This window comes from Rhizobium sp. ERR 1071, from assembly GCF_007828675.1.
In the GTDB taxonomy this organism is placed as follows: domain Bacteria; phylum Pseudomonadota; class Alphaproteobacteria; order Rhizobiales; family Rhizobiaceae; genus Rhizobium; species Rhizobium dioscoreae.
On sequence record NZ_VITM01000003.1, the window covers coordinates 723,578 to 749,926 of the forward strand.

General features: G+C 60.9%; 26 protein-coding genes. 18 read left to right on the forward strand and 8 right to left on the reverse strand.

Annotation, left to right across the window (positions count from 1 at the left end; translation table 11 throughout):
* Positions 1-116: 116 nt before the first annotated feature.
* From FBZ99_RS13680 to FBZ99_RS13715, 7 genes are all read left to right on the forward strand, one after another.
* Positions 117-485, forward strand: coding sequence for a septal ring lytic transglycosylase RlpA family protein (locus FBZ99_RS13680; protein ID WP_069611070.1), 369 nt, complete (start codon positions 117-119; stop codon positions 483-485).
* 208 nt (positions 486-693) lie between these two features.
* Positions 694-1,983 (forward strand): RsmB/NOP family class I SAM-dependent RNA methyltransferase, encoded by a 1,290-nt coding sequence (locus FBZ99_RS13685; protein WP_113389992.1) that lies wholly within the window; start codon positions 694-696, stop codon positions 1,981-1,983.
* A 220-nt stretch (positions 1,984-2,203) separates the two neighbouring features.
* Positions 2,204-3,493 carry an imelysin family protein gene (locus FBZ99_RS13690; RefSeq protein WP_113389991.1) on the forward strand — a complete coding sequence of 430 codons (1,290 nt, stop codon included), beginning with the start codon at positions 2,204-2,206 and terminating at the stop codon, positions 3,491-3,493.
* A gap of 45 nt (positions 3,494-3,538) precedes the next feature.
* Positions 3,539-5,098 carry a di-heme oxidoreductase family protein gene (locus FBZ99_RS13695; protein WP_113390066.1) on the forward strand — a complete coding sequence of 520 codons (1,560 nt, stop codon included), beginning with the start codon at positions 3,539-3,541 and terminating at the stop codon, positions 5,096-5,098.
* Complete coding sequence (locus FBZ99_RS13700) at positions 5,098-6,207, forward strand: imelysin family protein (RefSeq protein ID WP_113389990.1); 1,110 nt, start codon at positions 5,098-5,100, stop codon at positions 6,205-6,207. The genes FBZ99_RS13695 and FBZ99_RS13700 overlap by 1 nt, the downstream gene beginning before the upstream one ends.
* 5 nt (positions 6,208-6,212) lie before the next feature.
* Complete coding sequence (locus tag FBZ99_RS13705; protein ID WP_145633633.1) at positions 6,213-7,298, forward strand: DUF1513 domain-containing protein; 1,086 nt, start codon at positions 6,213-6,215, stop codon at positions 7,296-7,298.
* A gap of 531 nt (positions 7,299-7,829) precedes the next feature.
* Complete coding sequence (locus FBZ99_RS13715) at positions 7,830-8,633, forward strand: alpha/beta fold hydrolase (RefSeq protein WP_145633636.1); 804 nt, start codon at positions 7,830-7,832, stop codon at positions 8,631-8,633.
* Positions 8,634-8,647: 14 nt separating this feature from the next.
* On the opposite strand, the gene FBZ99_RS13720 is transcribed toward FBZ99_RS13715, so the two are convergent.
* On the reverse strand, positions 8,648-9,724 hold the full coding sequence (locus tag FBZ99_RS13720; RefSeq protein ID WP_145633931.1) for a DUF2252 family protein: 1,077 nt from the start codon (positions 9,722-9,724) through the stop codon (positions 8,648-8,650).
* A gap of 162 nt (positions 9,725-9,886) precedes the next feature.
* Here FBZ99_RS13720 and FBZ99_RS13725 point away from each other — a divergent pair, with 162 nt between their 5' ends.
* From FBZ99_RS13725 to guaA, 3 genes are all read left to right on the forward strand, one after another.
* Positions 9,887-10,348 (forward strand): PaaI family thioesterase, encoded by a 462-nt coding sequence (locus FBZ99_RS13725; protein ID WP_145633640.1) that lies wholly within the window; start codon positions 9,887-9,889, stop codon positions 10,346-10,348.
* Positions 10,345-10,986, forward strand: coding sequence for a 5'-methylthioadenosine/S-adenosylhomocysteine nucleosidase (locus FBZ99_RS13730; RefSeq protein ID WP_069611064.1), 642 nt, complete (start codon positions 10,345-10,347; stop codon positions 10,984-10,986). Before FBZ99_RS13725 ends, FBZ99_RS13730 begins: the two co-directional genes overlap by 4 nt.
* A gap of 103 nt (positions 10,987-11,089) precedes the next feature.
* Complete coding sequence (gene guaA, locus FBZ99_RS13735; protein ID WP_069611063.1) at positions 11,090-12,652, forward strand: glutamine-hydrolyzing GMP synthase; 1,563 nt, start codon at positions 11,090-11,092, stop codon at positions 12,650-12,652.
* A gap of 235 nt (positions 12,653-12,887) precedes the next feature.
* On the opposite strand, the gene FBZ99_RS13740 is transcribed toward guaA, so the two are convergent.
* Complete coding sequence (locus FBZ99_RS13740) at positions 12,888-13,451, reverse strand: TetR/AcrR family transcriptional regulator (protein WP_145322127.1); 564 nt, start codon at positions 13,449-13,451, stop codon at positions 12,888-12,890.
* A gap of 81 nt (positions 13,452-13,532) precedes the next feature.
* Here FBZ99_RS13740 and FBZ99_RS13745 point away from each other — a divergent pair, with 81 nt between their 5' ends.
* On the forward strand, positions 13,533-14,582 hold the full coding sequence (locus FBZ99_RS13745; protein WP_145633643.1) for an aldo/keto reductase: 1,050 nt from the start codon (positions 13,533-13,535) through the stop codon (positions 14,580-14,582).
* A 200-nt stretch (positions 14,583-14,782) separates the two neighbouring features.
* Here the strand turns inward: FBZ99_RS13745 and FBZ99_RS13750 are convergent, their stop codons facing one another.
* Positions 14,783-15,706: an AraC family transcriptional regulator gene (locus tag FBZ99_RS13750; protein WP_145633646.1), complete on the reverse strand. Its 924-nt coding sequence runs from the start codon at positions 15,704-15,706 to the stop codon at positions 14,783-14,785.
* A 130-nt stretch (positions 15,707-15,836) separates the two neighbouring features.
* Here FBZ99_RS13750 and FBZ99_RS13755 point away from each other — a divergent pair, with 130 nt between their 5' ends.
* The gene (locus FBZ99_RS13755; RefSeq protein ID WP_145633648.1) at positions 15,837-16,559 is read left to right on the forward strand and encodes an SDR family oxidoreductase; all 723 of its coding nucleotides are present in this window, start codon (positions 15,837-15,839) and stop codon (positions 16,557-16,559) included.
* Positions 16,560-16,847: 288 nt separating this feature from the next.
* On the opposite strand, the gene FBZ99_RS13760 is transcribed toward FBZ99_RS13755, so the two are convergent.
* Positions 16,848-17,288 (reverse strand): hypothetical protein, encoded by a 441-nt coding sequence (locus FBZ99_RS13760; RefSeq protein ID WP_069611058.1) that lies wholly within the window; start codon positions 17,286-17,288, stop codon positions 16,848-16,850.
* Positions 17,289-17,591: 303 nt separating this feature from the next.
* Positions 17,592-18,563 (reverse strand): LysR family transcriptional regulator, encoded by a 972-nt coding sequence (locus tag FBZ99_RS13765; protein ID WP_145633651.1) that lies wholly within the window; start codon positions 18,561-18,563, stop codon positions 17,592-17,594.
* Between the two features lie 153 nt (positions 18,564-18,716).
* On the opposite strand from FBZ99_RS13765, the gene FBZ99_RS13770 reads away from it, so the two are divergent.
* The 4 genes from FBZ99_RS13770 to FBZ99_RS13785 all read left to right on the forward strand — a co-directional run bounded on the left by FBZ99_RS13770 (position 18,717) and on the right by FBZ99_RS13785 (position 20,746).
* Positions 18,717-19,061: a hypothetical protein gene (locus tag FBZ99_RS13770; protein WP_233788606.1), complete on the forward strand. Its 345-nt coding sequence runs from the start codon at positions 18,717-18,719 to the stop codon at positions 19,059-19,061.
* A 76-nt stretch (positions 19,062-19,137) separates the two neighbouring features.
* Entirely contained in the window at positions 19,138-19,641 is a 504-nt protein-coding gene (locus FBZ99_RS13775) for a hypothetical protein (protein ID WP_113351388.1), read from the forward strand.
* A gap of 164 nt (positions 19,642-19,805) precedes the next feature.
* Positions 19,806-20,180, forward strand: a complete 375-nt coding sequence (locus FBZ99_RS13780; RefSeq protein WP_113351389.1) for a DUF4180 domain-containing protein — start codon at positions 19,806-19,808, stop codon at positions 20,178-20,180.
* A 17-nt stretch (positions 20,181-20,197) separates the two neighbouring features.
* Positions 20,198-20,746: a GNAT family N-acetyltransferase gene (locus FBZ99_RS13785; RefSeq protein ID WP_113351390.1), complete on the forward strand. Its 549-nt coding sequence runs from the start codon at positions 20,198-20,200 to the stop codon at positions 20,744-20,746.
* A gap of 39 nt (positions 20,747-20,785) precedes the next feature.
* On the opposite strand, the gene FBZ99_RS13790 is transcribed toward FBZ99_RS13785, so the two are convergent.
* On the reverse strand, positions 20,786-21,349 hold the full coding sequence (locus FBZ99_RS13790) for a methylated-DNA--[protein]-cysteine S-methyltransferase (RefSeq protein ID WP_113351391.1): 564 nt from the start codon (positions 21,347-21,349) through the stop codon (positions 20,786-20,788).
* Between the two features lie 501 nt (positions 21,350-21,850).
* On the opposite strand from FBZ99_RS13790, the gene FBZ99_RS13795 reads away from it, so the two are divergent.
* On the forward strand, positions 21,851-22,462 hold the full coding sequence (locus tag FBZ99_RS13795; RefSeq protein WP_113351393.1) for a 2'-5' RNA ligase family protein: 612 nt from the start codon (positions 21,851-21,853) through the stop codon (positions 22,460-22,462).
* A gap of 9 nt (positions 22,463-22,471) precedes the next feature.
* Here FBZ99_RS13795 and FBZ99_RS13800 read toward each other — a convergent pair whose 3' ends face one another.
* Positions 22,472-24,115 carry a SulP family inorganic anion transporter gene (locus FBZ99_RS13800; RefSeq protein ID WP_145633656.1) on the reverse strand — a complete coding sequence of 548 codons (1,644 nt, stop codon included), beginning with the start codon at positions 24,113-24,115 and terminating at the stop codon, positions 22,472-22,474.
* 90 nt (positions 24,116-24,205) lie between these two features.
* Positions 24,206-25,087: a LysR family transcriptional regulator gene (locus FBZ99_RS13805; RefSeq protein WP_113390065.1), complete on the reverse strand. Its 882-nt coding sequence runs from the start codon at positions 25,085-25,087 to the stop codon at positions 24,206-24,208.
* A 91-nt stretch (positions 25,088-25,178) separates the two neighbouring features.
* On the opposite strand from FBZ99_RS13805, the gene FBZ99_RS13810 reads away from it, so the two are divergent.
* Positions 25,179-26,153 (forward strand): quinone oxidoreductase family protein, encoded by a 975-nt coding sequence (locus tag FBZ99_RS13810; RefSeq protein WP_145633659.1) that lies wholly within the window; start codon positions 25,179-25,181, stop codon positions 26,151-26,153.
* Positions 26,154-26,349: the final 196 nt, after the last annotated feature.

Below are 26,349 nucleotides of genomic sequence, written 5' to 3' on the forward strand. Positions count from 1 at the left end.
ATTACAGATTGTAACATTCCGTGATCGATGGTGGCACTTTTTCGCCATTTTTGGCCTGATTTAAGCCCCGCCGCCTACCGAGGGCGCAAGTTCAATAGCTTGAGGGAAAAATCGGTTTGAAGAAAATCGCACGTTCTTTGGCAATCGCCGCAACTATATCCGCCTCCATTGCTGTCGTTTCGACTCCGGCATTTGCATCCGCTGGCTGCGGAGGCGCTTCATGGTACGGGGGAAGCTCCCGAACTGCTTCCGGGGAACGTATGAGTTCCAGAAATCTTACTGCCGCCCATCGTTCGCTCGCCTTCGGCACGCGCCTCCGGGTCACCAACAAGCACAATGGCCGCAGCGTCGTCGTTCGCATCAACGACCGTGGGCCTTTCATTCGCGGACGTGTTCTCGATCTCTCCCGCGCTGCTGCACAGAACATCGGCATGGTCGCTTCGGGTACCGCCAAAGTCTGTTACGAGGTCGTCGCCTCGAAGTAATCGCCGCAAGCCGGAACCATCCGGCAAATCGGCATGACGCTTGCTCTCTCGGCCAATCGCGGCTACCACGCGATTGAGACGTCTCAAAATCCGCCGCCTTGGGCACTATTTACGCGGATTGGCGAGCCGTCAGCGATTTTTGGTAGGGCGCCGAGTCCCAAGATGAGCTCCAACGGGTTCCGGGTCATGCGCGAGCAGGAGAGTGTGAATGCGTCTGGGCGGCCGATTGCAGGGGGCCATCGAAGTTCTTGCCGATATCGAAGCGCGCAAGCGACCGGTGGCCGATGCCCTGAAAGATTGGGGCCTGGCCCATCGCTTCGCCGGCTCCGGCGACAGGGCCGCGATCGGCAACATCGTCTATGACGCCCTGCGCATGCGGCTTTCGCATGCCTGGCTGATGGAAGACGACAGCGCGTCCGCGCTTGCCCATGCCGTACTCTTCCGCCAATGGGGCCTGACGCCGGAGGCGCTGGCTGCCGAGCTGGACGGCGATAAATTCGCACCCGAGGCGCCGAGCGCCGAAACATTGGCCGCCTTTGCGGCCCGCAAGCTCGAAGATGCGCCTCGTCACGTCCAGGGTGATATTCCCGAATGGGTCGAGCCCTCCTTCAGCCAAGCCTTCGGCGATGGCTGGCTTGCCGAAGCCAAAGCCCTTGCCGAGCGCCCGACGCTCGACCTTCGCGCCAATGCGCTGAAGGCCGAGCGCGCCAAAGTCGTGAAGGCACTGGAGCGCGCCGGCGGGCAGCCATCGAACATCGCCCGTTTCGGCATCCGCATTCCGGCCGGTGAAGGCGCCTCCCGCCTGCCGAACGTCACGGCCGAACTTTCGTTCCAGAAGGGCTGGTTCGAGGTGCAGGATGAAGGCTCGCAGATCGTCGCCGATCTGGTCCTGCCTGATGAAGGCGACCAGGTGCTTGATTATTGCGCCGGCGGTGGCGGCAAGACGCTCGCCATGTCGGCCGCGATGCACAACAAGGGCCAGGTCCATGCCTATGACAGCGACCGGCGGCGGCTGGCACCGATCATAGAGCGCCTGAAGCGAGCGGGCACCCGCAACGTTCAGGTCCACGACGACCGCAATGGCCTGCTTCAACTGCGCGGCAAGTTCGACAAGGTTCTGGTCGATGCTCCCTGCACCGGCACCGGCACCTGGCGGCGGCGTCCCGATACCAAATGGCGGCTGACACAGAAAAACCTCGACGAACGCACCAGCCAGCAACAGGAAGCCCTGGCGCAGGCCGGCGAATTCGTCCGCCCCGGCGGCGCTCTGCTCTATGTCACCTGCTCGGTGCTGCCGGAGGAGAATGAGGCACAGGTGAACCGTTTCGCCGCCCAGAATCCGGATTTCGAAGTGGTGGAAACCCTGAGCTCCTGGGAGACGCTGTTCGGCAAGGATGCCGCAAAGCCGCGCTCCTCCGACGGCAAGACCATTACCCTGACACCGGCCTCCACAGATACCGACGGCTTCTTCTTCAGCCGCCTTCAACGGAAAATGTGAGCTGGCGGCGAGCGAGCCTGCTTCCACTGCCCTGCCGACGTAATATCAAACGCCCCATAGCTGCGCATTCGCGAGCGAATCCATTTCGCTTGCGACGTTAAACCCTTGGTCTCTCGCCTTAAAATCGTTCTAAACTAGAGCGTTTGACACAAGTTTGTTTTTCATACATGACACAAATTGCCAAGTTTTGACGGTGCCCCCGCTGTCACAGGAGAGGAACATGAAACTGAAAAACAGAATTGGCGCCGCGCTCGCGGTGGCCGTGATCACGACCGCCGCATTCAGCCTGCCGGCTCTTGCAGCCGCTCCCGAGCCGGCCGCCGTTCTCAAGCATTATGCGGACCTGGCACATGCCAAATATGAGGATGCGCTGACGACGGCGAAAGCACTCGACAAGGCGATCGACGCTCTGCTCGCCAACCCCAGCGACAAGACGCTGAAGGCGGCACGTGCGGCCTGGATCAAGGCCCGTGTTCCCTATGCGCAGACGGAAGTCTACCGCTTCGGCAACCCGATCGTCGACGATTGGGAAGGCAAGGTCAATTCCTGGCCGCTGGACGAGGGACTGATCGATTATGTCGACGCCTCCTACGGCACGGAAAGCGATGAGAACGCGCTCTATGTCGCGAACGTCATCGCCAACAAGACGATCAAGATCAACGGCAAGGATGTCGACGCCTCGCATCTGACGCCGGAATTCCTCTCGGGCACGCTGCATCAGGCCGGCGGTGTTGAGGCCAATGTCGCGACGGGTTATCACGCCATCGAGTTCCTATTGTGGGGACAGGACCTGCACGGCACGGGTGCCGGCGCCGGCGAACGTCCCGCCACCGATTACGATCTGAAGAATTGCACGCACGGCAATTGCGACCGCCGCGCCGAATATCTGAAATCGGCCTCGACGCTGCTGGTTTCGGATTTGCAGGAGATGACCGACAAGTGGGCGGCGGACGGCGAAGCCACCAAGCATGTGGAAGCCGATCCGAAGGCCGGCCTGACCACCATCCTGACCGGCATGGGCTCGCTCTCCTATGGTGAGCTTGCCGGCGAGCGTATGAAGCTCGGCCTGCTGCTGCACGATCCGGAAGAAGAGCAGGATTGCTTCTCCGACAATACCTATAACGAGCACAATGGCGACGCCATCGGCATCGCGTCTGCCTATACCGGCAATTACACTCGCGTCGACGGCACCAAGCTGAAAGGCCCGTCGCTGCACGATCTGGTCAAGGCCAAGGATCCGGCGCTCGACAAGGAAATGGAAGGCAAGCTCGACGCGACGCTTGCCGCCATGAAGGCGATGGTGCATCGCGGCGAGACGGTCGAGAAATACGATCAGATGATCGGCGAGGGCAACAAGGAAGGCAACGCCACCGTGCAGAAGGCCATCGACGGCCTGCTCGACCAGACGAAGAGCATCCAGCGGGTCATCGCCGCTCTCGATCTCGGCACGATCAAGCTCGAAGGTTCGGACAGCCTGGACAACCCGAACGCCGTCTTCACCAAGAAATAATAAGGGATGGCGGCAGCGCGACAAGGCGTTGCCGCCCCGACACCCATGACACGCATCCCGGCCAATCGCGCCCTTTTGCCCGCCCTCGCTGCGGGTTTTTTGGTTTTTTCCATCACGCTGGCAGCCGCCGATATTCTCGATTTTCCGAGCACGCGTAGCGATCTCTCTACGGAAGAGCTGAAGCGCGTGCGCGACGTGACTCGCGCAACCAGCAACTTCCTCAAGGCCGAACCCTATGAAACGATGCAGGGCGGCGGCCTGACCTCGATCGACAAGGTCACGCGCGATATTTTCTCCCAGCCTTCCGCCAAGCTAGACCCACAACAGGGCCAGGACTTTCATCTCGGCAATGCACTCTTCCGCAAGCTTTGGGTCTCCGCGCCCTCCTCCACGCAAGCATCCGACGGCCTGGGGCCGCTGTTCAATGCCCGCTCTTGCCAGAGCTGCCATATCCGCGACGGGCGCGGCCATCCGCCCGAGGAAGCGGGGGCTGCCGCGACCTCGATGGTCTTGCGCCTTGCACGGCCTGCCGTGACGCCAGAGGAAGAGCAGGCCGTCAAGGATTTTCACGCGCTCAATTTTCCGGATTCGACGTACGGGGCACAGCTGCAGGATCTAGCCGTCCCCGGCCTTGCGGCCGAAGGCAAGGTGACCGTCAGCTATAGCGAGGAGACGGTGACGCTTGCCGGCGGGGAAACCGTGATCTTGCGCAAGCCCCATTACGACGTCAGCGATCTCGCCTACGGGCCGATGGATGCAAGCACCACCCTTTCGCCACGTATCGCGCCGCCGATGATCGGGCTCGGGCTGATCGAAGCCATTCCGGATGCCGATATTCTCGCCAATGCCGACCCGGACGACAGGAAAGGCACCGGCATACGCGGTCGCCCCGCCATCGTCCGCGATCATCGCACTGGTAAGATCGCGCTCGGCCGATTCGGCTGGAAAGCACAGAACGCCACCGTGCGCGACCAGGTGGCCGACGCCTTTTCCGCCGATATCGGCATTTCGACGCCGGACCGGCCAAACGCCTATGGCGACTGCACGCCCAAGGAAGCCCACTGCCTGACAATGCCGACTGGCGTGCAGAAGCGGCTGGGCGACACGGAAGCGCCGGACCCCGTGCTGCCCCTCGTCACCTTTTATTCCGAAAATCTCGCCGTGCCGGCCCGACGCGCGACGAGCCAGTCCGCCGTATTGCACGGCAAGGAGATGTTTTACCGCTCCGGCTGTGCGGCCTGCCACACACCGAAGTTCGTGACGCGGGACGGCTTGAAGGGCAGCGACGGCAAGGTTTCGCCGCAGGCTTTCCAGCTGATCTGGCCCTATTCCGATTTCCTGCTGCACGACATGGGCGAAGGTCTTTCGGATGGGCAGCAGGTGGGCGTGGCATCCGGTCGCGATTGGCGCACGCCGCCGCTCTGGGGTATAGGCCTGACACAGACGGTAAGCGGCCGGCAGGCCTATCTGCATGACGGCCGCGCCCGGACATTGACCGAAGCCATCCTCTGGCATGGAGGAGAGGCGGAAAAAGCCCGCAACGCATTCGCCGGTCTTTCGAAGGACGATCGGCAAGCCCTCATCAACTTTCTGGAGTCCCTCTGATGCGCCAATGGAAATGCCTTGCGTTCGGCCTGCTGCTTACCGTTGCGGCCCTGCCTGCCCATGCCGAGGATGCGACGACCGCTGGTACGGGCTTGAATGAGGCAGCGGTGCCAGCCACTCTGCAGAAGGCGGTGGATGACGTGATTCGTCCCGGCTACCGCGCCATGCACGACTCCGCCTCGAAACTGACTGTCGCGATGAAGACGCTTTGCGCCGATCCCACGGACGCCACCCTTTCCGGCGCCAAATCGGCTTTCGGCGACACCGTGAAGAGCTGGTCGCGCATCGAGATCGTCGATACCGGCCCGATCATCGAACAGAACCGCTTCGAACACATCCTCTTCTATCCCGACCGCAAGGGTGTCGGCCTCAAGCAGGTACAGGCGCTGATCGCCAAAGCGGACGAGCAGGATACGACCGTCGAAGCCGTCGCCGGCAAGAGCGTGGCGCTGATGAGCATGACGGCGCTGGAATATGTACTTTTCGGCAACGGCTCCGATGTCCTCGGCAAGGAGAAGCAGAGCTTCCGCTGCCGCTATGGCGCGGCGGTTGCCGGCAACATCGAAAACACCGCCAAGGAAATCGCCGACGAATGGGACGCGCCCGACGGCGTGCAGAAATCCTGGAAATTCCCGGGCAAGACCAGCGACGATTTCATGGATAACAAGGAGGCCGTCACTGCACTGCTCGGCATCCTCGTGCACAGCGCCGCCAATATGCGCGACCAGCGGCTGGAAACCTTCTACAAGGGCGATCCGGCGGCGGCGCGGCCGAAGATGGCGATCTACTGGCGCTCGGCCAATACATGGACCTCGTTTACGGGCAATATCGAGGGCCTGAAGACGCTCTGGGAAAAGGCCGACATGGCAAGCCTGCTGCCGGCAGACAAGCGCGCCGTCGCCACCAAGATCGATAGCTTGTTGAATGAGCTTGCCACGACAGCGTCATCGATCAATCCGGATATTGAGGCGGCCATCGGCAACGATGCGGAGCGCGCCAAGATCGACAAGCTGCTCTCCGTCAGCCGCGATCTCGCCACCAGCTTCAGCGACGAGTACGGCGGCGCCATCGGCCTTTCGGCCGGCTTCTCCTTCGCAGACGGAGACTGAGGGCGATGCGCAGCGGCCTGATCGATCGGAGAGCTTTTGTCAAAGCCGCGGGGCTGACCTTCCTTGCAGCTCTGAAGCCTAGCGCGCTGATGGGGCTGGAGCGGGCGGATGCTGTCTATGCCTCCGGCATCCGCGCCGCCGACGGCTCCTTCGCCGTTGCGACGGTGACCGAACAGGGGCGCATCATCGATCAGGTGGCGCTGCCCGCCCGCGCCCATGGCATGGCCTTCTCAAAGGCAACAGGCAAGACCGTCGCCTTCGCGCGCCGGCCCGGCACCTATGCGATGATCTTCGATCCCTGGAACAAGGCCGAGCCGATCGTCATTTCCGCTAGAGAAGGCCGGCATTTCTACGGGCACGGCACGTTTTCGCCGGATGGCAGGCTGCTCTATGCCAGCGAGAATGATTTCGACAATAATCGCGGCATCATCGGGCTCTACGACAGCAGCAACCGTTTTGCCCGCATCGGCGAATACGAGACCTATGGCGTCGGCCCGCACGACATGACGGTTTCAGACGATGGCAGATTCCTGATCGTCGCCAATGGTGGCATCGAGACCCATCCGGATTTCGGCCGCACCAAGCTCAACCTCGATCACATGGAACCGTCGCTGACGCTGATCGACGCCGCGAGCGGCCAGCTGATCGAAAAACATACGCTGCCGGCGCAATATGCGCAGGTCTCGACCCGGCATGTCGATATCGACGCCAGTGGCCGCGTCTGGTTCGCTTGCCAATATGAAGGGCATCGCAACGACCTGCCGCCGCTTGTCGGCCATTTCGCGAGAGGCGAGGACCTGAGTTTCGTCACCCTGCCCGACGAGACCACGCGGGCACTCGGCAATTACGTCGGCGCCATCGCCGTCAATCGCGCCGAAAATCTGGTCGGCGTGACATCACCGATCGAAGGAACCTCGGTTACGCTGGATGCGCCGACGGGCCAGGTGCTGAAGGTGGAGAGCATCGCCGATGCGGCCGGCATCGCGCCGGCACGGCATGGTTTTGCCGTCTCATCCTACGACGGCAATTTCCTCGGTGCGCACAGCGATGTCGCCTGGGATCAGCATATCGTGCGGATCGCCCGCGGCTGAGCCGGACTTTGGCTGCAATGCTCAGGTAAGCTTGCTGCCTCGATAAAGCGCCGCAATGCCGTCGCGGCATTCAGCATATGTCTCCACATGGGCCGCGACGCCATTTCCCCATCCTCTTCTGCTATAGCCTGCACGATGGTTTCGGGCTGTGAATACGCTCCGACAGCAACTCGCGATCTTCAACAACGTCGCCCACCATCGCTCCTACCTCGGCAAGGTCAACCAAGGCTGTATGCAAAAGCATATCACCTCATTGTGTTCGCATACATATAACCCATCACGCAACCGTTACGCATCCAATTATTGACCAAATCCGCCACTTCGAATACACAAACAATCAACAGTCTCCGCTTTGCATACACAAGGTAAGCTCGACGCTGAACAGGAATACAGGATCGGCCATATTTGATCCGCGCGTTTGATCATATGCCGCTCCGAGACATACAGAATTTCAGAAGCTTTGCCGCTCCGACATTCGGCGCGGACGGCTTTCTGGCGCCTATTAATCCTCCAACCATAAGGATCACGATCATGATGATGACCAGACGGAGTTTCTCGACCGCCATTATCGCCGGCGCCGCTGCCTCCCTCGTTTCCGCGCGCGGCGTGGCCGCCAGCAATGCGAAACCCGCATCCGGAGCGGTTAAGTCTGCGCCATTGAAGGCACGCAATGTCGTCCTGGCCCACGGACTTTTCGCAGACGGCTCCTGCTGGACGGAGGTTATCGCCCGGCTGCAGTCCAGGGGGCTGAACTGCACGGCGGTACAAAATCCGTTGACGACACTTCCGGAAGCGGTGGGGGCCGCGCAGCGGGTTCTCGATCGTCAGGACGGCCCGACTGTCCTCGTCGGCCATTCCTTCTCCGGCATGATCGTCACCGAAGCCGGTGTGCATCCGAAGGTTTCCGCGCTCGTCTATGTCGCCGCCCGCGCACCGGATGCCGGCGAAGACTATACGGCGCTCGCCAAGACATATCCGACACCGCCGGCATCAGCCGGCATCGTCTTTGATGGTGACGAAGGACGGTTGACCGAGGAAGCGTTCCTGCGCGACTTCGCCGGCGACTTGCCTAAGGCCAAGGCCGAGGTGCTCTATGCCGTGCAGCAGCCCTTCCAGAAGGCGCTTCTGTCCGGCAAGACCACGCAGGCCGCCTGGCGCAGCAAGCCCAGCTGGTATGCGGTCTCCACCGAAGACAGGACGATCAATCCGGATCTGGAGCACTTCATGGCCAAGCGGATGGGCGCGACGACGATCGAGGTGAAGGCCAGCCATCTCTCGCTGATCTCGCATCCCGATACAATCGCCCATCTGATCCTGGAAGCTGCTGGGCATTGACCGGTTCGCCGGCCTTAGCCTCTTCCCGCAAATTCCGCCTGCTCCGCCGTGACCGCTGCGGCCGCCGCCTTGGCGGCCACACGCAGCCAATCGGCATTGCGCGCATCGAGATCGGCCAGAATACCGGGAACGAGCGAAGCATCGTTGGCGTGGCAATTGGCGATTTCAAACCCCATCAGATCGAGCATGTCAGGCGACAGCAGCACCTCGGCATCACCGTCGACTTCGATCTTGCGGCTGTTGGGCGAGAGCCGGCGCACCAGCAAGCCTCCGTCCACCTGATAGCGCGGATCGGGTGAGCGCGCCCGCCCGCCGGCGATAATACCCGTCCGGATCGTCCTGTCCGACGGATCGTGCTTCAGCGACCAGCCGGATTGCAGAAGCGCCTTGACCTCGCGCAGTACCGGGCCGCCGCGCCATTCGACATAGGCGATGAAGCGCGGACGGCCCAGGCTGCCGGTGCCGGCCAGACGCGGTTTCGGCTCGAATGTCGTCGCTGGTTCGGGCAATGCCTTGCGCAGTGCCTTGAGGTAGCGGTCCGCCACGGGATCCGTCGCCGGCGGCAGGTTGCGGTATTTCTCCCAAAAGGCCTTGCGCTCGGCATTCGGCAGCAAGACGGCATTGCGCAGCCATTTGTAATCGCGCTCGAGAATGACGGGAGACGGCTGGCGCAGTCCGCGGCGATAGCCGGCAAGGATGCTGTCGGCAACAACACGCAGCGTCGGGCCATCCTCGCCGCGCGCCAGCATGGCACTCGTGGCAAGGCGTACAAGATCGAGCGCATAGGGCATGACGGCCGCCTCGTCGAAATCATTGGCGCCCCAGACGAGGCGGCCTTCTTCATCGCGCCAGGTGCCGAAATTTTCCAGATGCGTATCGCCGATCGCCAGCAATTGCGGCGCGCTCTTGAGCTCGGGGCAGACGTCGAGGATGGTTTCCGCCCAGCGCCAATAGGTACCGCGCAGGAAGGAGAAGCTGTCGGCCTTCATCAGCTTGTGCTTCTTTGCCAGACCCGCTTCGACCAGATCGGCGCCGAGCTGCGCCCGCATCCAGGTCTCGTAGGCATCCACCGATTGCCGGATCGTCGTCATCTGCGCCCTCACCACAAGCATCATCGCTTCGGATAGCATGACGATCCGATCGTGGAAATTCGATGTCCGGAGTGGAGGCTGGAACGCCTCCGCTTTTCCACCGGATAACCCTTGTCCAAACCGCCTCCCCGTGCCAATTTCGCACCCGCGAAAGGGGACGGCATGACAGGGGCAGACGATACGGGGACCAGCGGCGATTTTCGGAGCCGTATCAGGACCAGCTTCGAGCGGCAGGCCGCCATGGGGACAATCGGCGCAGAGCTGACGCGCGTCGAACACGGAACGGTCGAGATCGAGCTGCCCTTCGATATCAAGCTGACGCAGCAGCATGGCATATTGCACGCCGGCATCATTGCCGCAGCGCTGGATTCGGCCTGCGGCTTTGCCGCCTATAGCGTCATCGACCCTTCCGCATCGATCCTCACGATCGAATTCAAGATCAATCTGATGTCGCCGGGGCGCGGCGAGCGCTTCCTGTTTCGCGGCGATGTCACCAAGCCCGGCACGACGATCATCGTCGCCGACGGTCGCGGCTATGCCATCGGCGATGGGCCAGCCAAGCTGATCGCCTCGATGACGGGAACGATGATGGTCATCCGGGGCAGAGAGGGAATTAGCGGATGAAATTCGAATTGAAGCGGGTATCGGGCAAATCGATCCTGTTCGTCATGGCGGCCGAGGCCGAGTATGGCCCGTTCCTGCGCTCGCGCATCGATCCGCTGATGACCGGCGTCGGGCCGGTGGAGGCGGCCATCGCGCTTACCCGCGCCTTCGCGCAGCTCGAAGCTCAGGGCGATCTTCCCGATCTCGTGGTGTCGCTCGGCTCGGCTGGTTCCGCCAGGCTGGAACAGACGGAAGTCTACCAAGTCACCTCGGTTTCCTACCGCGACATGGATGCCTCGCCGCTCGGCTTCGAGAAAGGCCGTACGCCCTTTCTCGATCTGCCCGCGACGATCGAACTGCCGCTGCGCATCCCGACCATTGCGGAGGGCAGCCTTTCGACCGGCGCCAATATCGTCTCCGGCGCGGAGGCCTATGAGCGCATCGGCACCGACATGGTCGACATGGAAACCTTCGCGGTGCTGCGCGCCTGCCAGACCTATGGCCTGCCGCTGATCGGCCTGCGGGGCATTTCCGACGGGAAGGTCGATCTGCAGCACATTTCCGACTGGACGGAATATCTGCATGTGATCGACCGCAAACTCTCCTATGCCGTCGACGGCCTGTTTACGGCGCTGGAAGACGGCGTATTCTGGTTCTGAGGGGCCAGAAACTAAGCGAAGTAAGGACAATCGGGACAATAAAATCGGCTCTCGCGTGATTTGCCCGATTGCCAGGGAAAGCGCTTTTCATTAAAGGCTCGTCATGACCCAGACAGCACATCCCGATACCGTTCTCATCGTCGATTTTGGCAGCCAGGTGACGCAGCTCATCGCACGGCGTGTGCGCGAAGCGGGCGTCTACTGCGAAATCGTTCCCTTCCAATCCGCCGAAGCCGGCTTCAAGCGGCTGCAGCCGAAGGCCGTGATCCTGTCGGGCAGTCCGGCCTCGACCGTGGACGAAGGCTCGCCGCGGGCGCCGCAGATCATCTTCGACAGCGGCATCCCGGTCTTCGGCATCTGCTACGGCCAGCAGACCATGTGCATGCAGCTCGGCGGCAAGGTCGAGAGCGGCCATCACCGTGAATTCGGCCGCGCCTTCCTGGAAGTTGACAAGGATTGCGCTCTCTTCGAAGGATTGTGGTCCAACGGTTCGCGCCATCAGGTCTGGATGAGCCACGGCGACCGCGTCACCGCGCTGCCGGAAGGTTTCGAAGTGGTCGCGACGTCCTCGAATGCGCCTTACGCCTTTATCGCCGACGAGAAGCGCAAATATTACGGCGTGCAGTTCCATCCGGAAGTCGTGCATACGCCCGATGGCGCCAAGCTGATCGGCAACTTCATCCACAACATCGCCGGCATCAAGGGCGACTGGTCGATGTCGGCCTACCGCGCCAAGGCGGTGCAGGCGATCCGCGATCAGGTGGGCGACAAGCGCGTCATCTGCGCTCTTTCCGGCGGCGTCGATTCCTCCGTTGCCGCCCTGCTGATCCACGAGGCAGTCGGCGATCAGCTGACCTGCATCCTTGTCGACCACGGCCTGATGCGCAAGGACGAGGCGGCAAACGTCGTCGCCATGTTCCGTGAGCACTACAATCTGCATTTGATCCATGTCGATGCTTCCGACCGCTTCATCGGCGAGCTCGAGGGTGTTTCCGACCCCGAAACCAAGCGCAAGATCATCGGCCGGCTCTTCATCGAAACCTTCGAGGATGAGGCCAAGAAGCTCGGCGGCGCTGATTTCCTCGGCCAGGGCACGCTCTATCCCGACGTCATCGAGAGCGTTTCCTTCACCGGCGGTCCCTCGGTCACCATCAAGTCGCACCACAATGTGGGCGGCCTGCCGGAGCGCATGAAGATGCAGCTCGTCGAGCCGCTGCGCGAACTCTTCAAGGACGAAGTGCGCGTGCTCGGCAAAGAGCTTGGCCTGCCCGACAGCTTCATCGGCCGCCATCCCTTCCCCGGTCCCGGCCTCGCGATCCGTTGTCCGGGCGGCATCACGCGCGAGAAGTTGGAAATCCTGCGCGAAGCCGATGCCATCTATCTCGACGAAATCCGCAAGGCCGGCCTTTACGACGCGATCTGGCAGGCCTTCGCGGTACTGCTGCCGGTCCAAACCGTCGGCGTCATGGGCGACGGCCGCACCTACGAATTCGTCTGCGCGCTGCGCGCCGTCACCTCCGTCGACGGCATGACGGCGGATTTCTATCACTACGACATGGAATTCCTCGGCCGCGCCGCGACCCGCATCATCAACGAAGTCCGCGGCATCAACCGCGTGGTCTACGACGTCACTTCGAAGCCGCCCGGCACGATCGAGTGGGAGTGACGGGGGATACAGCCAGATAGTTTTGGCTATTGTAGTGTAAGTTGCTCCGTCGGTAGCACGGAATAGCAATTGAGCGACAGCCAGGCCCTTCGCTAACCTTTTGACGCAGGCGCGCACCGGCTGGATTTCTCCTCAACGTTACAATTGCGCCGGCTACGTTTGGGACCTTGGAGGTCAATCGGCTTCTGGCTGTGAGCGACGAGTAAGCTGCCAATCGTCCGAGTTACCGGCAGCCTCAGTGATCCTCACTTCGCTCCAGCCCGTGGAAGGCTAGCTTTAGTAGGCGCTCGCTGCGTGCTGTGCCTTCCGCTGTAGGCGGTAGTTGGGTGAGCAAGGCCAGCAACTGCAGAAAGTCCTCGGCGTCGACCGGCTTCGAGACCTCGCCCGCATCGACGCAAGCGTCCATCAGAAGCCTGACGGCGTCGACCATGGGCCAATAGGTTTCCCGAAAGTCCTGGTCGGTCATGGCGGCCCGCAGCATATCCGCGACACCGTGCTTCTTGCGGCCGTAATCGACGAACCGCTCCGCCCATCTTCGGAAGGCTTCGAGTGGCTTGAACGCCTCGAGGAGCGACGGTGCGAGGCTCACCAGCTCGTCGATACTGTCGCGATAGATGCCGAGGACGAGCGATTCCCGGGTCGGGAAGTGGCGGTACAGCGTGCCCTGCCCCACGCCCGCGGCCTTGGCGATGGAATGCAGCGAGGCCGTTGGATCGATTGCAAGGGCGTCTCGTGCGACAGCCAGGATGCGGTCGCGATTGGTGCGGGCGTCGGCGCGACGCTTATGGGTTTCGGTCATCAGCCTTGACTAAACGGACAATTGTCCATATCCATATCGAGAAATCGGACATATGTCCGTTTCTATACGGTGGAGGCGTTTATGCAATATGTAAAGCTCGGCAACTCGGGACTCGACGTGTCGCCCGTCTGCATCGGTTGCATGGGGTTCGGCGATCCGGCCAAGGGCCATCCGGCCTGGTCAGTGGAAGAAAGCTCGAGCCGGGAGTTGATCCATCACGCCCTCAGGACCGGGATCAACTTCTTCGACACAGCCAACATGTACTCCACCGGCACAAGCGAGGAATTCCTCGGGCGCGCGATCAAGGATTTCGTGAACCGGGATGCTGTCGTCATCGCCACCAAGGTTGCGGGCGCGACACGCAACGGCCCCAATGCGATCGGGCTATCGCGCAAGGCCATCATGGCTGAACTTGATCACAGCCTGCGGCGGCTCGGCACGGACTATATCGATCTCTACCAGATACACCGCCGCGACCAGCTGACCCCGTGGGAGGAAACGCTCGAAGCGCTTCACGACGCCGTGAAAGCAGGCAAGGTACGCTATCTCGGTGCCTCGTCGATGAAGGCGTGGGAGTTTGCCAAAGCGTTGCACATCCAGCAGTCCAACGGCTGGATGCGCTTCATCTCTATGCAGCACAATTACAATCTGGTCGCGCGCGAAGAAGAACGCGAGATGATCCCGCTCTGTGCCGATGAGGGTGTGTCGACCCTGATCTACAGTCCGCTCGCGCGTGGGAAATTGGCCCGCCCATGGGGGATGACGACGACGCGGACGGAGACCGAACCGTCCGGTGCCCAGCAAAATCCGGATACGGCGGCCAGCGATCGGGCAATCGTCGAAGCGGTGAATGCCATCGCCGCGGAACGTAATGTCGGCGCCGCCGAGATTTCCCTGGCGTGGTTACGTCGAAATCGCGTGGTCGCTGCGCCGATCGTGGGCGCACTGAAGACCAAGCATATCGACGATGCCGTGGCTTCGCTGTCGGTCGTGTTGAGCGACGAGGAGGCGGAGCGACTCGAGAAGGCTTACACGCCCCGCCTGGATCAACAGGGAGTATCTATTCCGGCTTTGTTGCATCGCTCCATCGAAGCATCGACTGGCTTCAAAAGGGATGCTCCTCTCGTTTAGGTCTGTCCGCTTCCGGTCCCTGTTTTAGGGCGTGATGCCTAAAAGTATGAGGGGATTTCGAACGACATCACGCTCTACTTTTTTGGTTCGGGAACGGATTTCAGATTTTAGGTCGGCTCGACCTAAAATCATCCGGCTCCAGGCGCGCGTGCGCCTGGAACGGTGGCTGGATCGGGACAATTGCTATCGAGGGCACATGTTCACGACGGGGCTTGGCGCTCCCGCGCGGCGAACGTCTTGGGCGAGACGCCGACAAATCGGGTGAAGGCGGTGCTAAAGGCGCTTGGTGACAGGAAGCCTATGGCGAGCCCGATCTCGCCAATAGTTTTGTCACCGCGACGCAACGCATCCTTCGCAACGGCCATGCGCCAGTGCTGAAGATAGCCGATCGGCGCCATGCCGACCACGCTGCGGAACCGGCTCGAAAGGCTGGATCGGGAAACACCGCAGAGCCGCGCCAAGTCTGCCAGCGTCCAGTCTTTCGCGGCGTCTTCGTGCAGTGCCGTCAGCGCCCGGGCTGTCACGGGATCATTCAATCCGGCGAGCAAGCCCCTGTGCTCCCGGGTTGCGTCAGGGACGGCGCCGCGAAGAATCTCGACAAATGTCAATTCCATCAAGCGCGTAATGACGAAGTCGCTACCGGCTCTCGGTTGCGATGACTCCGACAGGTTCAAACTCAGCAAACTGCGAACACGCCAAGAGGAGACGTCATCACGCATGACATGGACAAAGGATGGCATTAGCCAGGTGAGGAGGCCCTCGTTCGCGGTGTCGAAGACGAACCGCCCGCCACGTAATACCACAGGCGCTTCCGAGCCTGCACCCATCCTCAGAAGCGTTTTACCTGTGGTTGCGACCATCGCCTCGCTGTCCTGAGCGACAGCTTGCGCGTCCGAGGCAAGGACAAAGCTCTTGTCGGTTCTGATGAGGACGAAGTCGCCTTCCTGCAGCAGGAGCGGTTCCTTGTCGGCTCGGATCAGCTGGCAGGCGCCGCGCTCCAGCCAGCAGAACAGCAGGTCGTCCCGATTGCGGAACGACACGGCCCATCGGCCATAGCCCTCGATCCCGCCCCAGAGCGTGGCGCGCGGGCGAAGCAAATGGATGAGGTCGAGAAAAGGATCCAAATTTCGGCCGATTGATAAATTAATATGGCAGATACATTATCGATCGAATGATTAGATCGAAGTAGTCTTTCCTTCAAGAGGCGGGCCGCACTCAACGGATAACCCATCCGCATCTGCGAAAGGAAAAGTCATGTTGCATAACAAGCGGGTCGCGATCCTTGGCGGATCTCGTGGTATCGGCTTTGCGGTGGCTCAAGGAGCCGTCCATGAAGGGGCTCATGTTATCATCGCTTCCAGCCAACAAGAGAATGTCGCGGGCGCCATCACGCGTTTACCGGAAGGAACCGCCACAGGTGCGGTCGTCGATGTAAGGTCGATGGAGTCCCTCTCGGCATTCTTCACGACGCTCGGCGCGTTCGACCACCTGGTCTTCACTGCCGGCGAGCCTTTGCCGTTCGGCAAGCCCGTCGCCGAAATCGATCTGGCGACCGCACGCAGCTTTTTTGAATTGCGCTATTGGGGTGCGGTCGCTGCCGTGAAGGCAGCACAGCCACACATGCGCGATGGCGGGTCTATCGTGTTGACGAGCGGAACCTCGGCCCGGCGGCCGCCGGCAGGTTTTGCCTTCGCGGCAAGCATTTGCGGCGCAATCGAATCCCTGACGCGCGCGCTTGCCCTCGATCTCGCGCCTCTGCGCGTCAATGTTGTGACGCCCGGGATGGTTGCCACCGATCTGTGGTCCGGTATCCCATCCGAGGCACGGGACCAGATCTTCCGCTCGGTGGGCGGGAAGTTGCCCGTGGGACGTGTCGGCGAGCCGTCGGATATCGCTGAAGCGTACCTGTCGTTCATGCGCAATGCCTATGTCACCGGCCAATCCGTAATCGTGGATGGCGGTGCCGTGCTCGTCTAGAGCCTTTTGTTTTTACGCAATGCCGGGAGCAGCGGTCGTTCTCCCCGTGCCAGCACGACAACGTCATCGAGGCCCTTTCCAATGACCAGCGCAGTACTGGTGCCAGCGGGCTGGCTTGATACTTCGTCAAGGATGGCGGCTATGCGACATCTCGCACCGACGGAGAAGCTGTTCATCGCGCGCTTCAAGGGCATGGAAAGAAGGAGGAAACCATACCTTCTCCTGAAAAGCCCGAACGCTAATTCCGCCGATCGGGCTCTTCTGCACCATAGGCTTGGACTGGTGACCTTACTTCACGGTGATGCTCAGGCCGCTGAGATCGGCGTTGACCTGCAGGCCGACCTGCCTGCCCGTCAGTTCGAGCTGGGCGCCCTTGTCATTGGTCATGACGATCATCTGAGCACCCTTGCCGATCGCGCCGCCGCCGCCGGCGGCACCGTAGACACCGCCTACATCGCGGGCGCGGCGAATATTGCGCACTGTGCCCTGGAAATAGGTCTTGGAGGCACCAAAGGCGAGGCCGCCCGAGATGCCGCCGATCGAGATGGGATATTTGCGGCCATGGAAGGTCAGCGTGCCCTCGCCTCCGGAGCCGCCGACGAAAAAAGCCGCCTTGTAGACGGAAAAGCGGATCGTGCCGCTATCGGCATGCGCGACGCCGGCAAAGCCGATCCCCGCAGCAGCAATAGCGGCAACCGCAACCGAACGAAATCCAGATGAAATCCTCATATTAAGACACTCCTCAAAAGCGCCGCTTACCCAGCCGGCCGGTCACGACGTCAGCGCCGTGTCAAAGTCAGAGATAAACGGTCTCGCACGACTTTTAGTTCCAAAACACATTAAAACAAAGCGTTAGAATACATCCAGACAACCGAATGGAAATGAGGAGATGGTAGCGCTGAATGAAACAGATCAACGCGACGTATCAGATGCAATGGCGCCCTTGCAACCGCAGTCGAGACCTCACATCCTGGCCCGCAGCACCTGGTAACTTCAATTCAATCCGGTTCAAGCCGGTCAACGCCTCCGACATCAGCGCTTTTTCGCCTCGCGTGTTCGTTTGTCATCGATGCGTCTTTGTGTTTTGCTGATAGTGCCCGAATGGCTTTTTACGTGATCAATAAAAGCACGCAGCTTCGGCATCATTTGATGGCGGTTGGGATAGTATAGAAACACTCCCGGCGCCAACGGCGCGAATGACTCCAGAACCTGCACGAGCTTGCCTGCTTTCATCAGGCTCAGGGCAATCGGCTCAGGCACTTGTGCAAGTCCCATATCCTCCCCGGCCGCACCAAGAATGGTGGGAAAATCACGAGCAATCAGCGGGCCTGAGACGATTGCCTCGATCGGCCTGTTGCCATCGACAAAGGACCATGGTGCGATCGACGCGTCCGAGCGGCGCATGCGCAAACAGGCGTGCTGGCGCAGATCATCGATACGTTCGGGCCTTCCCCGCCGGCGAAGATACTCGGGGGTACCAACGACCACCAGCGGAAAGGGCGGGGTAAGCCGAACCGCAACCATGTCAGCGGCAATGAACTGCCCCAGCCGGATGCCGGCGTCAAATCCCTCGGCAGCGATATCGACCAGATCTGCGCTTGCGGCGATCTCCACCTCGACCTGAGGATAAGCTTGGCAGAAGGATGCGATCAGCGGCTCCAGCAGGATTGGCATCACTGCCCGCGGTACGGTGAGGCGCAGCAGTCCCGCAGGCCGCTGCCCAAGGTCACGCGCGACCTCGCTTGCCGCGACAAGCTCCTCGAAAGCAGGCTTTGCGCGCAAGTGAAATCGTTCGCCGGCTTCGCTCAGGCTGACACTGCGCGTCGTGCGAATAAAAAGTGCGGCGCCGACGCGCGCCTCAAGTGAGCGTACCGCCTGGCTGATTGCCGATGGCGTTACCCCCAGCTCGGCCGCTGCTTTGCGAAAACTACGATGCTGGGCGACGCTCAGAAAGGCTTCCACGCCATCGAGTGCACCCTGCCTGACTGTGAAGTTCTGCTTCATAACTCGTCGACATTATCGAGAATAGTCGCTCATGGAAAGTGGCCTTATACGTGAGTTGCAAATCGGGAGCATCGCAAACGCCAAGCCCGAACGTTTGTGACGTCCCGGCTCTGCAACCTCTTCCTGGTCTTTACTCTCACAGGAGCTACTTCCATGAACGATCACGCAACCCCTGCTCAAGCGCAAGCCGTCTCACCCGTAGTCACCGGAGTGATGGTCATCCTCACCGTGAAGGCGGGCGTCACACGCGAGCGGGTGATGGCTATCATGCCAGATGAAATCCGGCGGACCGCGCAGCTCTATCTCGATGGAAAAATACGCGAATGGTATTCGCGAGGCGATGGCCGGGGAGCCGTGTTCCTGCTGGATTCGAGAGATGTCGCCGACGCTCACGCAATCATGGAAGGCTTGCCGTTGGCCAAGCAAAATCTCATGGATCACGAATATATCGCGATCGGTCCGCTTTTGCCGCTCCGCCTGCTCTTGGCCAATGCCTAAACGCCCGAAGGCAGCGAAATACACTTATTGATTTCGATGCCGTCAGACCAGAAAGATAAACACGAAGGAAACCGAGATGCCACCGGAACTCAATCTCCCATTCGTTCTAAGTGTCGCCGGCGCCTTCCTGACAAGTTCGGTGATAGCCTATGTCTATGTCTGGCCAGCGCTTCGCACAATGCGGCGTTATGAGGCTCTAAGACTTCTTGCTGCTTTCCATGCGTTCCGGTTCTTGGGGATGAATTTTCTGGTATCCGGATTCGTATCTCCGCAGTTGAGCTCGGATTTTGCCAACAAGGTCGGATGGGGCGATCTCATCTCGGCTATACTCGCGCTCGCTTCCATGGCCGCCCTTTCCTGGCGGTCGCCGATCGCCATTCCGGCTGTCTGGATATTCAACATTTGGGGAACTCTGGATCTTCTGAATGCCTATTACATGGGCGTAACGAAAATCGGAAATCCCGGTCTCTTCGGCGCAGGCATTTATATACCGACGCTTTACGTGCCGCTGCTCCTTGTGAGTCACATTCTCGCCTTCATCGTCCTATTGCGGATGAGATCACCAGATCAAGTGATATGACGCAGCGGCGATAACGCGTTAGGCTAGGATTTGGCTCCGATCTCCGAAAAAGAATTGCGGATATCAATGAAGCATAAGGATGGTGACTGACGCCTTGAAACCACTATCAACTTAGAGCAACAACAAACAACCTTTCCCTCGATGGAATGCAAAGTCGAACCAGCATGTACACCGTCAAAGAATTCTCCGGCCGAAAAGTCGTTATCGGCGATGACGACGGTCCCCTCCTCGCCAGCGAAAGGGATGTGAATGACTGGGTCAGCGCTGCATGGGACGCTGAAGCACAGCTGGTGGTCGTTCCGACATCACGGCTGAGCCAGGAGTTTTTCCGGCTCTCAACCCGCATTGCCGGCGCAATCATCCAGAAATTCGTCAACTATCGTTCGCAGCTCGTCATTCTCGGCGACGTCTCCGGATGGATCGCGAGCAGTAATGCCCTGCGCGATTTCGTGTATGAATCCAATAGGGGTCGCGAGGTCTGGTTTCTGCCCGATCTGGATGCGCTTGCGGAGCGCCTGCAGCAGAATGCCCAAAGCTAACTCAAAGGTCTGCCTTTATGGAAGTAACGCTTTCTCCGCCGCGACTTGAGACCGAACGGCTTATCCTGACGGGACATACGGTCGATGATTTCGAGCCGCTTGCGGGCATGTGGAGCGATCCTCTGGTCGTGAGGCATATTTTCGGCAATGTGGTCTCCACTTCCAGGGAGTCGTGGATGCGGATGCTGTCCTATCATGGTCTGTGGCCGCTGCTCGGGCATGGCTATTGGGCAATCCGCGAAAAATCCTCCGGCCGCTACGTCGGCGATCTCGGCTTTGCCGACTTTCACAGGGTGATGGAACCGCCAATCAGGGGTATTCCGGAGGCCGGCTGGGCACTGGCCGCGTGGGCGCATGGCAAAGGCTTTGCGACGGAAGCCCTGGCGGCCGCCGTCGCCTGGCTCGACCAGCAGCCGCGATTTGATCGCAGCGTCTGCCTGATCTCGCCCGACAATGCGGCCTCGATCCGTGTTGCCGAAAAAGCCGGCTATGGCGATCCGAAGCCAATGCGCCTCAATGACAAGCAGACACTGTTGTTCTCCCGCGCCCGTCAGCCGAAGGAATAGGGGGCGGGCAGCTTTAGCCGCACACCCGGATCGACTGGCTCAAAACGCCAGCGACTGCTGCACCGGCTTCGGCGGCGCCAGCTGAACGCCTTCCAGCTCCAGCATGCGAGCCTTGGAGTTGGAGCCGCCCGGCGCGGAAAAGCCGCCGATCTTGCCGCCAGCCGCCAGAACGCGATGGCAGGGAATGATCAGCGCCACCGGGTTCTTCGCCATGGCCTGCCCGACATCGCGCGCGGCTTCCGGCCCTGCTCCAAGCTGCTTGGCCAATGTGCCGTAGGTCGTCGTATGGCCCCAAGCGACCTGACGGGCGGCATCGTAGATCTGTCTGAAGAAGGCGTCCTGCTCGCCGAGATCGAGCGTGACGTCGGAAAAGTCGATCTCCTCACCGGCAAAATAGCGTTTCACCTTGGCGACCACTCCCGCAATCTCCGTGCTCGGCGCGCCGGGCTGCGCGTTCGGCAAACGCCGCAGAAGCAGGCGTTCGGTCGCGCCCGCATCCTTGGTCGGCAATTGAAAGCGCAGCACGCCGACATCATTCCAGGCGATGCCGCAGAAGCCGCCGGCGGTTTCGAAAATCAGATAATTTTGCCTTGTCTCGTTCATGACGAAAGCTCCCGTGTTTCCACTTGTCATCAAAATCGTCCTCGGGAGCCTCGAATTCAACCCGATTCTTGCAAAGATCGGGAATTGCCACCGTTTTGACGGCCGCCGAGCGGATTCAGGGCGATTGACAGAACGGGATCAATATCCGCCGCCAGTCGGAGGCGCGTTCAGCGTCATGCCGCCGCCGGAATTGTGATCTCCCGACGTAGAGCAAGCGGAAATGCTGAGCCCGATGAGGACGAGAAATACGGCTGAAAAGATGGCCCTGGTAAACATAGACGGTCATTCCTTGTTGGAGAGAATGGAGAGCAAGCCTCGCTTGGAATGAACAGATCAGACAGGACTTTTATTCGATCGCATTTTTGAAACGAGGATGTCGGTATTCTGATTTATGAATCTGCCATTTGTTCTCGTTTTGTTCTTGAAATCCTTGTCGTTGAGTCATATGCTTTAGAGATCAGGGAAAAAGGAGGCAAAGCCAAGCCGGTTTTGAATGAAGCCATGCAGCACATCGATCAATTATCATTTGATCTCGGCAAACCGCCAATTAATCGCAAGGACAAAAGCCCGCCAAAACGTCGGCAAGCTCTCTACTTTGCGGCGTTGCCGGACCCGGAAATCGCTAAATTGGCTGCAGAAATGACCGTCGACCAAAGTCGGCGAAATGGATTGATGCGCACAGCCAGAAAGCATGATCTCTACCATGCCACCATCTATCCCATCGACATTGTCTCTCGCTCCCAGGAGGAAGCCACCTTCGCTGCGTTAGAGGCCGGGTCAACCATCTGCTTAAAATCGTTTCCCCTGACATTCGATCGGGCAGGCACATTCGGCAACGGCAACAACCGTCAATATGTACTCTGGTGTAGGGAGGGAAACGAGGGGCTAACGACACTCCGTCGGGAATTGGATACTGCAATGCAAAGTATGGGCTTTGAAAGCGGCATATCCACTTCGTTCCAACCCCACATGACGCTGTTTTATTGCAACCACATTCTTCCCGAAGTGATTTTGGAAGAGCCGATTGCTTGGACAGTCAAAACGTTCACGCTGGTCAACAGCTTTCAGGGCGACGGCGAGCATGGCCATGTCTGGCACTGGCCATTGCTCTGAATCTGGCGCTTACGGTTTCGGAACAGGTTCAACTGCCGCCATCACCGCGGCCACGGCATCATCGACGCTGAAGCTGCAGCGCTTGTCGACGTCGACCATGCCCGCGACCGTCATGAGATCGCGAACGCGGTCATGCACACGGGCGAACTGGACGCGGAGGCCGGCTCGCTGCATCGCGCTGTCGAACTCCATCAAGGCATCCATCGCCGTACTGTCGATATCGGAGCTTTCTTCCAGGCTGAGAATAGCTGCCTGCAACCCGGCTTCGTTGCGACTGCCGGACAATATCTCGCCGAAGATCGTATCGGCATTGCCGAAAAACAGGGTTTCGCCGGGGCGCCAGATGGCAATGCCCGGTATCTCGGACGCATCGTCATGCCTACTGACATCGACGAAGTCATGGCCGTTGTTGAGCCGCCCCAAACGGGCGACATGCGGCGAGGCCAGACGATGCATCATGGCGGCAAGCGAGAGCGCGATCGCCAGCAGCATGCCATTGAGAACGCCGAAGGCGAGCACGCCGACAGCGGCACCCACTGCCACGTAGAAATCGCGATGCAGGCGGAGCAGGCGCAGAATGGGGCTGGGGTCAAGCGCATGCGTAAGGGCCGCGATCACGACGGCGGCGAGCACCGGTTCTGGCAGAAGCGCCACCAATGGTTCCGCACAGGCAATCAGGATCGCCAGGCCGATTGCAGCGAAAACGGTCGTCGCTCGCGTCTTCGCGCCAGCCGCCTCACTGGCGAAGCCTGCGGAAAAACCGGCGCCGACTGGCATGCCCTGAACGACGGCACTGGCGATATTGGCGGCGCCCAACGCTCCAAGCTCGCGATTGACCTCAAGCGTCTCGCCATAACGCAGGGCGAGTGCTCGCATGGTTCCCCAGGACTCAGCAAAGAGGATGAGGACCAGAGGCACGGTGAACTGTACCAGCCGCGAATAGGCGGTCCAGTTGGCGTCCGGCAGCGACGGCCATTGCGGCAGGATCTCGATGGGGCCGACCAGCTTGACGCCATGGCCTTCCAAGCCGAACAGATAGGAGGTGAAGATGCCGGCGACGAGCACGAGGAAAGCGCCGGGAATGCCCGGCAATCGCTTCAAGAGCAGCAATGCCGCCAACGCGACGATGCCGACTATGACGCTGATCGGATTCCACTGCAGAATAGCGCCGAAGAGTGCCGCCGCGTAGCTCAGGATATTCGAGCCCTGCACGGGCACGCCCACCAGAATCGGCAGCTGATGCAGGATGATGGTGATCGCCAGCCCGAGCGCGAAGCCCCGCAGGACCGGCCGCGAGATGAAACCGGTGATACCGCCCAGCCGCAAGGCACCGGCGATGACGAAGAGAATGCCGGCGAGCGCCACGGCGACCGTGGCAAGCCCCGCCTTGATCGTGGCATCGCCCGGCACCACCGCCAAGGTGGCTGCGAGAATGGCTGCGGACGAGGATGTGGGAGAGACGATGGCAAAGCGGCTGCGGCCGAATATGGCATAGACGAGACATCCGGCGATGCCGGCGAGGATTGCACGATGCGGCGGCAGGCCGGCAATGCCTGCGTAAGCGACCGCTTCCGGCAGCATCAGTCCGGCAACCGATATGCCCGCGACCAGATCCGCCCTGTCCACCACGAACCAGCTGCTCAGCTTCGTCATCAATCACCGACCATAGGGATGGCGCATCCGTTTATGGATAGAGATTCGCGTCTGGTCTGCAACAGGAAAATGATAAGCAAAACCAGTGTGTCACGCTGCGGCATCGCTGCCGTTGCGCAACGGACAGCTTCGCCCGATGGTATCGGCTACGAAATCCATGACGGCGCGGATCGCCGGAGAGCGGCGCAGATCCGGATATGTCACGAGCCAGAGGTCGCGCGCAGGCGACGGCACCGCCACCGGCAGGCGTACCAATGCCGGCTCGCCATCGCCCAGAAAGGCGGGAAGCGCCACGACGCCGAGGCCGGTTCGGGCAGCCTCCAGCTGGCCGAAGACATCGGTGGCGCGGAACACGATCGGGCGGCCTTCCAATAGGCTGCGCAGCCAGGTCTGCTGCGTCAGATGCTCCATCGCCGCATCGTAACCGATGAACACCCAATCCTTCTCCGGCACCTGCGCCACGCTCGGAATGGCGTAGAGGCCGAAGCGCATGACGCCGATGCGGCGCACCAGGAGGTCACTTTCCTCCGGCCTGGTCATGCGAACGGCGATATCTGCCTCGCCGTAATTCAGCGCGGCGCGACGGGTGACACCGGCAATGGTCAGCGTGATATCGGGGTGCTCTTCACGAAAAAGCGTCGCCTTCGGAGCGAGAAGGTGGGCAGCGATCGATGGCGGCGCACTGACCTTGACCGCGGCGGAAAGGCCGGCGACGGCGCTCTTCGAATAACGTCTGATGGCCTCGACATTTTCCTCCATGCCCGCCACCAGTTCGGCGATGGCGCGGCCATCGGCCGTCAAGGGCGAGGTGCGTGGCCGCCGGTCGATGAGGCGCAGGTCGAGCGCACGTTCCAGCGCCGCAATGCGCCTGCCGACCGTTGCATGGTCGACACCCAACTCGCGCGCCGCCGCAGAGAGGGAGCCGGTTCGAGCGAGAGCGGCGAAATGGTGAAGGTCCTGCCAATCAATCATCGGTGCATTATTGCACAGATATGGTGAGTTCATACCGAATTTATTCAGGTCGACGCTTATGGTCAAAGATCTCCTGAAAGGAGACTTGTCTATGCCCCTAGCGATTGCCATTACCGGTCCCGGCGGACCCGAAGCCATGAAAGCCGTCGATCTACCAGTCACTGAACCCGGCCCCGGCCAGGCGCGGATCCGCCAGAGCATTTCCGGCGTCAATTTCGTCGACATCTATGTCCGTTCCGGGCTCTATCCGCTCCCACCCGGCCAGAGCGTGCTCGGCTTCGAAGGCGCCGGCATCATCGAGGCGATCGGCCCGGAAGTCGAAGGGCTCAAGGTCGGCGACCGCGTCGCCTATATCGGCCATCCCCTCGGCAGCTATGCCGAGGTGCGCACTCTTTCCGCCGCTCGGCTGGTGAAATTGCCAGACGGCGTCAGCGAGCGGGCTGCCGGCAGCACGATGCTGCGCGGGCTGACGGCGCAAATGGTGCTGCAGAAGGTCTATCCCGTGAAAGCAGGCGAATGGGTGCTGGTGCATGCCGGCGCCGGCGGCCTCGGCCAGCTCCTCATCCGCCTTGCCAAGCGGATCGGGGCAAACGTCATCGCCACGGTCGGCTCCGAAGCCAAGACCGGCTTTGCCCATGAGGCCGGAGCCGACGTGGTTCTCCTCCATACATCTGAGGATTGGGGGCAGGAAACACGCCGCATAGCCGATCGCCGCGGCGTACATCTTGCCGTCGACGGGATCGGCGGCACCATGCTCTCGCAAACACTTGCGGTCGTCCGCCCCTTCGGCATGGTCGCAAGCCTCGGCCAGCCGGCCGGCCCTATTCCCCCGATCCAGATAGAGGAGCTGACCGCGCCTCGCGCCATCGGCCTGTCGCGCCCGAGCGTATTGACCTATGCCAGCGATCCGGACCTCTACCGCCAGGGCACAACGGCGCTGATGGCGGCGCTGCAGGACGGGCTCGTCAACCCGATTGGCGCCGAATACAAGCTGAAGGATGCCGCCCAAGCTCATGCCGACCTCGAAGCGGGCCGAACGACGGCCAGCGTCGTCCTGACGATGTGACGCCCGGTGAGCGGAGCCTCCTGGCAGGCTCCGCTCATTGCGATGAGGCGGCGGGGCGATGGGGCGGCGGGGCGATGGGGTGTTTTATCTTCGACGCACAATCCATTCATCCCGTCAATGGTTTTTGCTGCAAGGCAGCAATTCGTTGACCATGCCTGCTCCTGCCTGATACCGGTTGCATATGGCGACGTACAGC

Excerpts from the sequence above, each read along its gene's own strand:
- FBZ99_RS13745 (WP_145633643.1), top strand. The coding sequence starts at position 13,533 with ATGCAATATGTAAAGCTCGGCAACTCGGGACTCGACGTGTCGCCCGTC.
- FBZ99_RS13720 (WP_145633931.1), bottom strand. The coding sequence starts at position 9,724 with ATGACGACGATCCGGCAATCGGTGGATGCCTACGAGACCTGGATGCGG.
- FBZ99_RS13730 (WP_069611064.1), top strand. The coding sequence starts at position 10,345 with ATGAAATTCGAATTGAAGCGGGTATCGGGCAAATCGATCCTGTTCGTC.
- FBZ99_RS13800 (WP_145633656.1), bottom strand. The coding sequence starts at position 24,115 with ATGACGAAGCTGAGCAGCTGGTTCGTGGTGGACAGGGCGGATCTGGTC.
- FBZ99_RS13810 (WP_145633659.1), top strand. The coding sequence starts at position 25,179 with ATGCCCCTAGCGATTGCCATTACCGGTCCCGGCGGACCCGAAGCCATG.
- FBZ99_RS13685 (WP_113389992.1), top strand. The coding sequence starts at position 694 with ATGCGTCTGGGCGGCCGATTGCAGGGGGCCATCGAAGTTCTTGCCGAT.
- FBZ99_RS13695 (WP_113390066.1), top strand. The coding sequence starts at position 3,539 with ATGACACGCATCCCGGCCAATCGCGCCCTTTTGCCCGCCCTCGCTGCG.
- FBZ99_RS13775 (WP_113351388.1), top strand. The coding sequence starts at position 19,138 with ATGCCACCGGAACTCAATCTCCCATTCGTTCTAAGTGTCGCCGGCGCC.
- FBZ99_RS13805 (WP_113390065.1), bottom strand. The coding sequence starts at position 25,087 with ATGATTGATTGGCAGGACCTTCACCATTTCGCCGCTCTCGCTCGAACC.
- FBZ99_RS13780 (WP_113351389.1), top strand. The coding sequence starts at position 19,806 with ATGTACACCGTCAAAGAATTCTCCGGCCGAAAAGTCGTTATCGGCGAT.
- FBZ99_RS13705 (WP_145633633.1), top strand. The coding sequence starts at position 6,213 with ATGCGCAGCGGCCTGATCGATCGGAGAGCTTTTGTCAAAGCCGCGGGG.
- FBZ99_RS13725 (WP_145633640.1), top strand. The coding sequence starts at position 9,887 with ATGACAGGGGCAGACGATACGGGGACCAGCGGCGATTTTCGGAGCCGT.
- FBZ99_RS13785 (WP_113351390.1), top strand. The coding sequence starts at position 20,198 with ATGGAAGTAACGCTTTCTCCGCCGCGACTTGAGACCGAACGGCTTATC.
- FBZ99_RS13765 (WP_145633651.1), bottom strand. The coding sequence starts at position 18,563 with ATGAAGCAGAACTTCACAGTCAGGCAGGGTGCACTCGATGGCGTGGAA.
- FBZ99_RS13700 (WP_113389990.1), top strand. The coding sequence starts at position 5,098 with ATGCGCCAATGGAAATGCCTTGCGTTCGGCCTGCTGCTTACCGTTGCG.
- FBZ99_RS13770 (WP_233788606.1), top strand. The coding sequence starts at position 18,717 with ATGAACGATCACGCAACCCCTGCTCAAGCGCAAGCCGTCTCACCCGTA.
- FBZ99_RS13760 (WP_069611058.1), bottom strand. The coding sequence starts at position 17,288 with ATGAGGATTTCATCTGGATTTCGTTCGGTTGCGGTTGCCGCTATTGCT.
- FBZ99_RS13790 (WP_113351391.1), bottom strand. The coding sequence starts at position 21,349 with ATGAACGAGACAAGGCAAAATTATCTGATTTTCGAAACCGCCGGCGGC.
- FBZ99_RS13690 (WP_113389991.1), top strand. The coding sequence starts at position 2,204 with ATGAAACTGAAAAACAGAATTGGCGCCGCGCTCGCGGTGGCCGTGATC.
- FBZ99_RS13755 (WP_145633648.1), top strand. The coding sequence starts at position 15,837 with ATGTTGCATAACAAGCGGGTCGCGATCCTTGGCGGATCTCGTGGTATC.
- FBZ99_RS13795 (WP_113351393.1), top strand. The coding sequence starts at position 21,851 with ATGCAGCACATCGATCAATTATCATTTGATCTCGGCAAACCGCCAATT.
- guaA (WP_069611063.1), top strand. The coding sequence starts at position 11,090 with ATGACCCAGACAGCACATCCCGATACCGTTCTCATCGTCGATTTTGGC.
- FBZ99_RS13740 (WP_145322127.1), bottom strand. The coding sequence starts at position 13,451 with ATGACCGAAACCCATAAGCGTCGCGCCGACGCCCGCACCAATCGCGAC.
- FBZ99_RS13715 (WP_145633636.1), top strand. The coding sequence starts at position 7,830 with ATGATGATGACCAGACGGAGTTTCTCGACCGCCATTATCGCCGGCGCC.